The 10,157-nt window shown below is 62.3% G+C and carries 8 protein-coding genes; all 8 read right to left on the bottom strand.

The window, feature by feature from the left end; translation table 11 throughout:
- Positions 1–54: 54 nt before the first annotated feature.
- Positions 55–1,323 carry a DUF401 family protein gene (locus tag V3572_RS16985; RefSeq protein ID WP_332112216.1) on the bottom strand — a complete coding sequence of 423 codons (1,269 nt, stop codon included), beginning with the start codon at positions 1,321–1,323 and terminating at the stop codon, positions 55–57.
- Between the two features lie 170 nt (positions 1,324–1,493).
- Entirely contained in the window at positions 1,494–3,008 is a 1,515-nt protein-coding gene (locus V3572_RS16990; protein WP_332112217.1) for an outer membrane homotrimeric porin, read from the bottom strand.
- 200 nt (positions 3,009–3,208) lie between these two features.
- Positions 3,209–3,346 carry a hypothetical protein gene (locus V3572_RS16995; RefSeq protein WP_332112218.1) on the bottom strand — a complete coding sequence of 46 codons (138 nt, stop codon included), beginning with the start codon at positions 3,344–3,346 and terminating at the stop codon, positions 3,209–3,211.
- Between the two features lie 143 nt (positions 3,347–3,489).
- Positions 3,490–3,774, bottom strand: a complete 285-nt coding sequence (locus V3572_RS17000; protein ID WP_332112219.1) for a hypothetical protein — start codon at positions 3,772–3,774, stop codon at positions 3,490–3,492.
- A gap of 222 nt (positions 3,775–3,996) precedes the next feature.
- Positions 3,997–5,511, bottom strand: a complete 1,515-nt coding sequence (locus V3572_RS17005) for an outer membrane homotrimeric porin (RefSeq protein WP_332112220.1) — start codon at positions 5,509–5,511, stop codon at positions 3,997–3,999.
- A 671-nt stretch (positions 5,512–6,182) separates the two neighbouring features.
- On the bottom strand, positions 6,183–7,697 hold the full coding sequence (locus tag V3572_RS17010; protein ID WP_332112221.1) for an outer membrane homotrimeric porin: 1,515 nt from the start codon (positions 7,695–7,697) through the stop codon (positions 6,183–6,185).
- Between the two features lie 215 nt (positions 7,698–7,912).
- Positions 7,913–9,625, bottom strand: coding sequence for a single-stranded-DNA-specific exonuclease RecJ (gene recJ, locus V3572_RS17015; RefSeq protein WP_442877399.1), 1,713 nt, complete (start codon positions 9,623–9,625; stop codon positions 7,913–7,915).
- A gap of 358 nt (positions 9,626–9,983) precedes the next feature.
- Positions 9,984–10,106: a hypothetical protein gene (locus tag V3572_RS17020; protein ID WP_332112224.1), complete on the bottom strand. Its 123-nt coding sequence runs from the start codon at positions 10,104–10,106 to the stop codon at positions 9,984–9,986.
- Between the last annotated feature and the right edge of the window lie 51 nt (positions 10,107–10,157).

Consider the following 10,157-nt stretch of genomic DNA (forward strand, 5'->3'; position numbering starts at 1 on the left):
CGGGGGGACATTGGTCCCCCCGGGCGGGGCTCGGGGCGGCAGCCCCGATGCCGTTTAGAGCAGGGCGACGTAGACGAGGCTGGCGGCCAGGAAGACGGCGCAGGGCGCCACGAGGCGTCGCCAGGCGGCTGCCAGGTCGACGTGATAATAGGAGCAGGAGAAGATGAAACAGATGTGCAGGGGCGAGATGAGCACGCCGGTATAGCCGCACAGGATGGCCAGGGTGATCCAGGCCATATCCGGGCCGCTTTGGGTCATGGGGATGACGGCCATAAGCAGCGGGAAGGCGGCTCCAACGTAGGCCATGGTGATGCCGGAGACCAGTCCGACAAGGAAGGGGACGATGACGGCGGCGGTGATCAGGACGGCCTCTTTTCCGGCCGAGGCGGCGAGGCTTTCGGCCACGCCCGTGGCCCCGAGGACATCTTTGAAAATGAAGATAGCGGCGATGACGGCGAGCATGTGCAGGGTGTGGCGGTTTTTGAGTTCTCGGAGGATGTCGCGGGCAGGAACCCGGTTTTGCAGGGCGCAGACCAAGCTTGCGGCGACAAGCGCGATCATGACGCCGATTTCGAAGGGCAGATCGCTTTTGAGGGCGGCGAAGGCGGCTTCGGCGCCGACCGCGCCGAGAATGGCCGTCAGCAGGGGCAGGCCCAACATGACCAGGGCTGAATAATCGGTTGTTTCCGGGACAGGTGGAAGCGTGACGGCGGTTTTGAGTTTTTTGCGCAGGAAAAAATACCATCCGATGGCGACGCATCCCACTGAGGCGGGCCAGGTGATGGCCATGATGGAGATCAGGGAGACATTGGCCAGGGAGGCGGCCATGATGACGCCGGGATACAGGGGCCAGCAGGGTTCCCACAGGTGTCGGAACCAGTAGTTGATGAGGGCCTGGTTCGTGGGAGAAACCCCCAGGGGATCGCCCACGCTTTTGACCATGGGGGCGGAGAAATGCGCCCCGCCGGGCATGGGCAAAAGGCCGATAAGCGCAGGGAAAAAGGTGACGCGCAGGGCAGGATTTTTGATCAGCGGGGCCACGGCGCGCATGAGCCGGTCATTTTGCCCGGTTTTTTCCAGAAGGTCGCTTAACGTCATGATACAGGCCACGATGCCCGCCAGGCTGAGGGTCTGGGGGTCGGCCAGGGCACGGGCCGCCGTGATGATCCAGGCCAGGGGGGACAGGGCGAACAGGGCGGCCAGAAGGATGCTGCCCGCCAGGATGGACAAGGGCAGGCCCAGGCGCAGGCGAATGCCCGTGAGCATGGCGGCGAAGGCGGCCAGCACTTTGAGCAGGGGGAATAGACCGGAGAGGACATCCATGCGACACATCCAAAAGGGGTCTTTTCTTGCGAGGCGAAGGCGGTATGTACTCCCATTGATTTTGCCAGGCAAGGTGGCGGTTGCCTGGTCGGCCCCCGGGTCCGGTCAAAAAAAACGGCCGGGATCCGAAGATCCCGGCCGAGGCATCGGCGAAACAGATCACGCGTCCTTTAGAACTTGTACTGCAGACCGAAGGCCACGCGCCAGGCGTCCTGCGCCTTGTTGGCAAGACGGGGGCCCCACACGCTCTTCTGGAAATGGCCGTGGGCGTAGCCGGTCTCGATGATGGCAGCCAAGTTCTCATAGATCATGTACTTGTGGTCGAAGCTCAGTCCGAACACGTACTCGCTGGCGGTCAGGTCGCGGCCCATGGTGAACAGGCCGTTGGAGGTGTAGCCGGGGTAGGAGTAGTCCACGCCGTAGTACGCGGGCCGGTTGAACGCGCCGGTCATAGGCACGGCCAGGCCGGCTGCGTTGATCAGGTAGTTGGCGTAGTTGATGCTGCGGAACGCCTTGGACGAGTTGGTTCCCTGCACATACACGAAGGTCAGGCGATGGGTCAGCTTCTCGATGAAGGAGATGTTCTTCAGGGAGAGGCCCAAGCCCCAGGAGCCCACCGGGTTCATGTACATGTTGCTGTCGGCGCCGAGTTCCTGTCCACCGTCGAACAGGAAGGAGGTGCCGCCGTTCCAGGACGAGAAGGTGTAGGGCATGCGCTCGCTGCCATTGCGCCAGGAGCCGTCCTCACCAGTGCTCCACCAACCGAACACGGACGGGGTCAGGACATCCCAGCCGGTGTATTCGATGGCGGCGTCAATGAACCAGCCAGCGCGGTTGTTGACCTGGCGGTCAGCCATGGCGCCCTGGCCGTAGATCACGTCAGCATAGAACTTGATGGGATCAAGGGCGTCGACTTCAATCGCGCCGCCGAGCCACCAATAGGCGTTCTGGCTGTGTTTCCAGCCCGGGGCCAGGTAGCCCGGGGAAACCAGGTTGGCGGCGGCCTCGGCGTTGTAAGCCGCATTGCGTCCGGCGACGCCAAGGGCGGTCCACGGGGTCACGCTGAAGCCATCCAGGGTGATGGGCAGGGCCATGAAGAACAGATCCAGCTCATCAGCCACCTGGGTGGTGGTGGCGTCGAAGTTGCCGTTGTCATAGAAACGGCTGTAGCCGATCAACAGTCCCAGGGTATCGGGCACCAGGGGAGCGGTGATCACCAGGGCGGCAGACTCGGAGTCGAAGATCAGGCTGCCGTCAAAGTACTTGCTCTGAGGAATGGCCAAGGGCTGACGACCGGCGGTGATTTCGATGTCGGTGTCCGGCCACTTGAACTGCAAAAAGGCCTGATAGACGTCAATGGACACGGCAGGCGCGTCGGCGGTCAGGGTGCCGCGACCCCACCACTGGTTGTTCACGCGGATGCCCAAGCGGAACTTCAGGGCCTCGTTGGCCACGAAGTCGGTACGCAGACGGAAGCGCTGGTTGACGCCGAAGTTGTCTTCGGTGCGGGTTCCAGCGGCGACTCCGCCGTTGAACTGGTTGGCCCAGCCGGTGAAGTTCCGGCCGTTCCACCAGTTGCCGTAGACACGGAAATCACCGGTCATCTTCACTTCGGTGGCCGCCTGGGCGCTGGCGAAACAGCCCAGGAGCAAAATGGCCGCCAAAGCAAGAGTCAAACGTTTCATGTTCCTTCCTCCATGTTGCGGATTCGTGCCGGTTGCCGATGCCGAGCATCCGTAGGATCTGCCACAAATAAAACAGACCACCCTCTACGAACACTTGTGCAACTTCTAGCCAAGCACTGTGTCTTTTGCAAGGGAAAAAGGCAATTTTTTTGACACAAGTACAATTTTTTTTACACAAGTGACACAGACAAAACTTATTCTTAAAAATTAGAGCCTGATACAATTATTTGAATTTGATTATCAACTACAACTCTTTGTTTGCAACACCCATCACGCAGTAAAAACATATCTTTTCCAATATACATATCTTCATTTTTCCCACGTTTGAAAACCTCCATGGACTCCTTACCTGTCGCCATGGAACAGACAAAGCAGCATTTTTCACACCTCATGTGCCAGTCCTCAATTTTCGCGCGTTTGAAAACCTCCACGGGATCCTTGTGCATCGCCAGCGAACAGACGAAGCTACAATCTGTGCATTCTATGCGTTATATAATTTTGAAATACGTTTAAAAATAATGCACAACTTATTGTTATTTCGGGCCACGCTCTGTGAGAACAAACGGTGAGAGCCGGGATCTCCCAGCGGCATGTCCTCGACCCGCACCTGTTTCAAAGCCGCCGTCATGTTTTCGCGTTCGACCACTGCTTCCTTCAGCCTTTGCCGCCGTGGATCGAAGCGCTCCGTACACGCCGTGACGCATGGCGGGCCGTCACCCTGTTCCCGGGGAATTTGTCCCATTCCCTCCGGCATGGTCGCGGCCATCCCAGCCCACGCTTCTGTATCTGCCGTCGACCGCGATGCCTGCGGGTTCCTCAGAATCCACCTCGAGGTGAACACCCTTGCCGTCCGGCTCCCAGTTCCCCCTGCCGGGCCTGGAGAGGACTTTCACCTCCAAGTGTGTGCGCCCTGCCGGGCGCACACAAAAAAACGGCCGGGATCCGAAGATCCCGGCCGCCGCATCGGCATTATCCGGTCACACTTTCATTAGAACTTGTACTGCAGTCCGAAGGCCACGCGCCAGGCGTCCTGCGCCTTGTTGGCAAGACGGGGGCCCCACACGCTCTTCTGGAAATGGCCGTGGGCGTAGCCGGTCTCGATGATGGCAGCCAAGTTCTCATAGATCATGTACTTGTGGTCGAAGCTCAGTCCGAACACGTACTCGCTGGCGGTCAGGTCGCGGCCCATGGAAAACAGGCCGTTGGAGGTGTAGCCGGGATAGCTGTAGTCCACGCCGTAGTACGCGGGCCGGTTGAACGCGCCGGTCATGGGCACGGCCAAGCCAGCGGCGTTGATCAGGTAGTTGGCGTAGTTCACGTTGCGGAAGGCCTTGGACGAGTTGGTTCCCTGCACGTACACGAAGGTGATGCGGTGGGTCAGCTTTTCGATGAAGGAGATGTCCTTCAAGGAAAGGCCCAAGCCCCAGGTGCCGATCGGGTTCATGTACATGTTGCTGTCGGCGCCGAGTTCCTGTCCGCCGTCGAACAGGAAGGAGGTGCCGCCGTTCCAGGAAGGAACGGTGTAGGGCATACGCTCGCTGCCATTGCGCCAGGAGCCGTCCTCACCAGTGCTCCACCAACCGAACACGGACGGGGTCAGGACATCCCAGCCGGTGTATTCGATGGCGGCGTCAATGAACCAGCCAGCGCGGTTGTTGACCTGGCGGTCAGCCATGGCGCCCTGGCCGTAGATCACGTCAGCATAGAACTTGATGGGATCAAGGGCGTCGACTTCGATCGCGCCGCCCAACCACCAATACGCATTCTGGTTCTTGCTCCAGCCCGGGGCGAAGTAGCCCGGGGTGACCAGGTTGGCGGCCACCAGGCTGTCGTAGTTGGCATTGCGGCCGCCGACACCAAGGGCGGTCCACGGGGTCACGCTGAAGCCGTCCAGGGTGATGGGCAGGGCCATGAAGAACAGGTCCAGCTCATCAGACACCTGGGTGGTGGTGGCGTCAAAGTTGCCGTTGTCATAGAAACGGCTGTAGCCGATCAACAGTCCCAGGGTGTCGGGCACCAGGGGAGCGGTGATCACCAGGGCGGCGGCTTCGGAGTCGAAGACCAGCCCGCCGTCGAAGTAGCCGCTCTGGGGCAGGGCCAGGGGCTGACGGCCAGCGGTGATCTCGATGTCGGTGTCCGGCCACTTGAACTGCAGGAAGGCCTGGTACACGTCAATGGACACGGCAGGCGCGTCGGCAGTCAGGGTGCCGCGGCCCCACCACTGGTTGTTCACGCGGATGCCCAAGCGGAACTTCAGGGCCTCGTTGGCCACGAAGTCGGTGCGCAGGCGAAAGCGCTGGTTGACGCCGAAGTCGTCTTCGGTCTGGGTTCCGGCAGCGGAGCCGCCGTTGAACTCATTGGACCAGCCGGTGAAGTTGCGGCCGCTCCACCAGTTTCCATACACACGAAAATCACCGGTCATCTTCACTTCGGTGGCCGCCTGGGCGCTGGCGAAGCAGCCCAGGACCAAAATGGCCGCCAAAGCAAGGGTCAAACGTTTCATGTTCCTTCCTCCATGGTTTGGATATGTGCCGATTGCCGATGCGAACCTCCACAGGATCAGTCGATGTAAACTGATCACCCTCTGTGAAAGCATGTGCAAGCTTTAGCCCAATCAGAAAACACATGCAAGGGGAAATGGCTGTAAATTTGACACTGGTACAAATAATTCTACCTCTCGGTGCAATTCAATATTTATCCATGATTTCATAATATTATGACTAATGCGAGCCGTCTGCCGTCCCTTCCGCCCCATCGCTGTGCACAATGGCTCTCCCCACAGCCACGCCGAGACGTCCGCCCCTGGGTGCACATCCTGCCCGGCCGCCCTCCTTCCCCACGTCCTGACGAGTTGCCCGTGGGCGACCCGTGCGCCCGAGATGGCGCCGCTCCGGCACGCAAACACAGGCAGGCTGGCGCCGAAAGGTCTCCGTCCTCCCGCCCCACGGGCGTATGGTTCCGGACCACGGCGATTCACGCCACGTTTTGCACCCTGCGGCGTCCGACGCCCAGTTCCTGCCGGGTCTAGAGAGGACTTTCACCCCCACGTCACCAGCCAAGCACCATGCTTGACCGGATGGCGCTTACGCACCACGCGCCCTGCCGGGCGCACAAAAAAAGGCCGGAACCCGAAGGTTCCGGCCACGGCATCGGCAGTATCCGGTCACACTTTCATTAGAACTTGTACTGCAGGCCGAAGGCCACGCGCCAGGCGTCCTGGGACTTGTTGACCAAGCGCGAACCCCACACGCTCTTCTGGAAGTCGCCGTGGGCATAGCCGGTCTCGACGATGGCGGCCAGGTTTTCATAGATCATGTACTTGTGGTCGAAGTTCACTCCGATCACGTACTCGCTGGCGGTCAGGTCGCGGCCCATGGCGAACAGGCCGTTGGAGGAATAGCTGGGATAGGAGTAATCCACACCATAGTAGGATGGGCTCACCGTGGCGCCGGTCATGGGCACGGCCAAGCCGGAAGCGGTGATCGCGTAGTTGGTGTAGTTCGTGGCCCGGATGGCCTTGGACGAGTTGGTGCCATGCACGTACGCGAAGGTGATGCGGTGGGTCAGCTTCTCGATGAAAGAGATGTCCTTCAGGGACAGGCCGATACCCCAGGTGCCGATCGGGTTCATGTACATGTTGCTGTCAGCGCCGAGTTCCTGTCCGCCGTCGAACAGGAAGGAGGCTCCAGCATTCCAGGAGGGCACGGTGTAGGGCATGCGCTCGCTGCCGTTGCTCCAGGAGCCGTCCTCACCGGTGCTCCACCAGCCGAACACGGACGGGGTCAGGACATCCCAGCCGGTGTATTCGATGGCGGCATCAATGAACCAGCCAGAGCGCTGATTGACCTTGCGATCGCTCATGGCGCCCTGGCCGTAGATCACGTCGGCGTAGAACTTGATGGGATCAAGGACGTCGATCTCGATCGCGCCGCCCAACCACCAATACATGTTCTGCTTGTTCTTCCAACCCACATCGCTGAAGCCCGGGGTGACCAGGTTCGCGGCTACCGTGGTGTCGTAGTCGGCATTGCGGCCGCCGATGCCCAGAGCGGTCCAGGGGGTGATGCTGAAGCCGTCCAGGGTGATGGGCAGGGCCATGAAGAACAGATCCAACTCATCGGACACCTGGGTGGTGGTGGCGTCCCACTGGCCGTCGTCATAGAAACGGCTGTAGCCGATCAAGAGGCCCAGGGTGTCGGGCACCAGGGGAGCGGTGATCACCAGGGCGGCGGCTTCGGAGTCGAAGACCAGCCCGCCGTCGAAGTAGCCGCTCTGGGGCAGGGCCAGGGGCTGACGGCCAGCGGTGATCTCGATGTCGGTGTCCGGCCACTTGAACTGCAGGAAGGCCTGGTACACGTCAATGGACACGGCAGGCGCGTCGGCAGTCAGGGTGCCGCGGCCCCACCACTGGTTGTTCACGCGGATGCCCAAGCGGAACTTCAGGGCCTCGTTGGCCACGAAGTCGGTGCGCAGGCGAAAGCGCTGGTTGACGCCGAAGTCGTCTTCGGTCTGGGTTCCGGCAGCGGAGCCGCCGTTGAACTCATTGGACCAGCCGGTGAAGTTGCGGCCGCTCCACCAGTTTCCATACACACGAAAATCACCGGTCATCTTCACTTCGGTGGCCGCCTGGGCGCTGGCGAAGCAGCCCAGGACCAAAATGGCCGCCAAAGCAAGGGTCAAACGCTTCATGTTCCTTCCTCCGTTTTACACATTGCAACCAGATGCCGATGCCTGCCATCCTTCGCGAGGTTTTCCCCAAAAAAACGGAACCCTTCGCGCGGATGCGTGAGGCCTTTTTACGCCTGGCCCATGTCGTTGGCAAGGGAAAAACGGTGGTTTTTTGACGCGGGTATAAAATTTTTTACGGTTAAAAAAGTTGAACTCAACTTTTTCAAAAAGTGAACCTAGCTCCCCGAACTCTTGATATCCTTGACATCCTTGATCCGCAGTTCGATCCTGGGCAGTCCGTCGTAGGTGTCCAGGCGCGGCGTGAAGGCCACCAGCACAGCCCGGCCTACCATGGCCTCGGCGATTTCGCCCGCCATTCGCCAGCCCTTGCCCCGCAGGGTCACCTGGGCCGTTTCGTCGCGAAGCGACACCACCACATGGTCGCCGCCCCCCCCGAACGTCCGTCGGGACAGGGCCGTAACCGGCGGCGAGGAAAAAAGCGGTTCGGGATTGCCCGGCCCAAACGGCTGCAAAAGCTCGATCTCCCGCACCAGTCCGGCGTCGATGCGGGAAAAACCCAGTTCGCCGTCCAGGGTCAGCACGGGCGGGATGGGATCGGCCCCGATGCGCCGCACCACGGCCGCCTCGAAACGCTCCCGCAAGGCCGCGACGTCGCCACCTGCCAGGGAAAAGCCCGCCGCCTGCCGGTGCCCGCCGAATTTGCTGAACAGATCCGACACCTCGGTCAGGGCCTCGTGCAGATCCAACACGGAGATGCTGCGGCCCGACCCTTTGAGGGCCCCGCCCTCCTCGGTCACGATTAGGGTGGGCTTGTGCGTGGCGTCCACGATGCGCGAGGCCACGATGCCGATGATCCCCGAATGCCAGCCCGGCCCGTGCAGGGTCAGGGAGGCCCGGCCGGGGAACGTCGCCGCCTGGGCCCGGGCTTCTTCAAGGATGCGCTCCTCCTCCTGGCGGCGCTCGGTGTTTTCCTGGTCCAGAAAGGCCGCCAGGGGTCTGGCCGTGTCCATGTCCCCGGCCAGAAGCAGGTCCATGGCCGCATCCGCCCGACCCATGCGCCCGGCGGCATTGATGCGCGGGGCCAGGCCGAAGCCCACCTGCCCCGCCCCGATGGGCGTCCCCGGCGTCTGCCCGCAGACCTCGCGCAGGGCCCGAACCCCGGGCCGCAGCGCCTCCGACAGGAGCAACAGCCCGTTTTTGACCAGAATCCGGTTCTGGCCCCGTAGCGGCACCACGTCGGCCAGCGTCCCCATGGCCACCAGATCCAGGAGCCTGCGCACGTCGCACGGCGTCCCCGGGAGCATGCGGTTGAGCGCCGCAGCCAGGAAAAAGGCCACCCCCACCCCGGCCAGATCGCTCCCGGCGTTCTCCGACAACTTGGGGTCGCACACCGCATCCCCAGGTGGCAGCTCCGGCCCGGGCAGATGGTGGTCCGTGACCACCACCGTCATCCCCAGTTCCCTGGCCCGGGCCACCTCGGCCACGTTGGTGATGCCGCAGTCCACCGTCACCAGCAGGGAAACCCCGTCCCGGGCCAGGGCCTCGATCCCGGCCATGTTGAGCCCGTAGCCCTCTTCCAGCCGGTTCGGGATGTGCCAAGCCGCCGAGAGGCCCCGTTGCCGCAAAAAATCCAGCAGAAGCGTCGTGCCGGTCACCCCGTCCACATCGTAATCGCCCCACACGGCCAGCCGCTTCCCGGCGGCAAGACCCGCCGCCACGACCTCGGCCCCGCGCGTCAGCCCCGGAATCTCCCCCGGCGGCATGAGATGCCGCAATCCCGGCGACAGATAAATGTCCATCTCCTCCACGGTCGAAAGCCCCCGGCCGCGCAACAGATCCACCACCAGATCGGAGACGCCCAGGCGATGTCCGAATCCCGCCGCGCCGCCTTCCTGGCCGCGCACCTTCCAGTTTTTTTCCAGGCTCATGCTCATGCCGCCACCTTCGCCAACCCGCCAGGGAATTGCAACCCCCCCCAAGACGTGCGCCATGGACGTGCGCCATGGACATGCGCCATGGACATGCGCCATGGACATGCGCCATGGACATGCGCCCGCCAGAACCCGGCCCGCCCTGCCGACCGCGACGTTCATATATAATGATACGGAGGGAACACCGGCAGTCGGCCGGGGCCTTGGCCGAATCCGAAAACCGGGCCCGCTGGCGCACGTCGTCCCGTCGTCCCGCCGCCGGGACGTGTTCCCCGGGCACGCCGCCTGCCATTCCGGGAGGCAGGCTCCGGGCGGCGTCACCGCCCCCGGCGTCATCGGCGAAGGGCCAGCCGCCCTAGTTTCCCAGGGCCTTGCCGCCGCCGGGGAGGTTCCCGGCCCCGGACAGGGGCTCCTCCGAGGCCTTGCCCACGGGGTCCGTGGGGCTGACGCGCAGGGGCTGCGCAACGGGGGGCCACAACTCGCTCAGTCTGCCCAGTGAAATTATCGATTACTTCAACCAGACAGTTCT

The organism is Desulfolutivibrio sp. (genome assembly GCF_036584575.1).
Lineage (GTDB): Bacteria > Desulfobacterota > Desulfovibrionia > Desulfovibrionales > Desulfovibrionaceae > Desulfolutivibrio.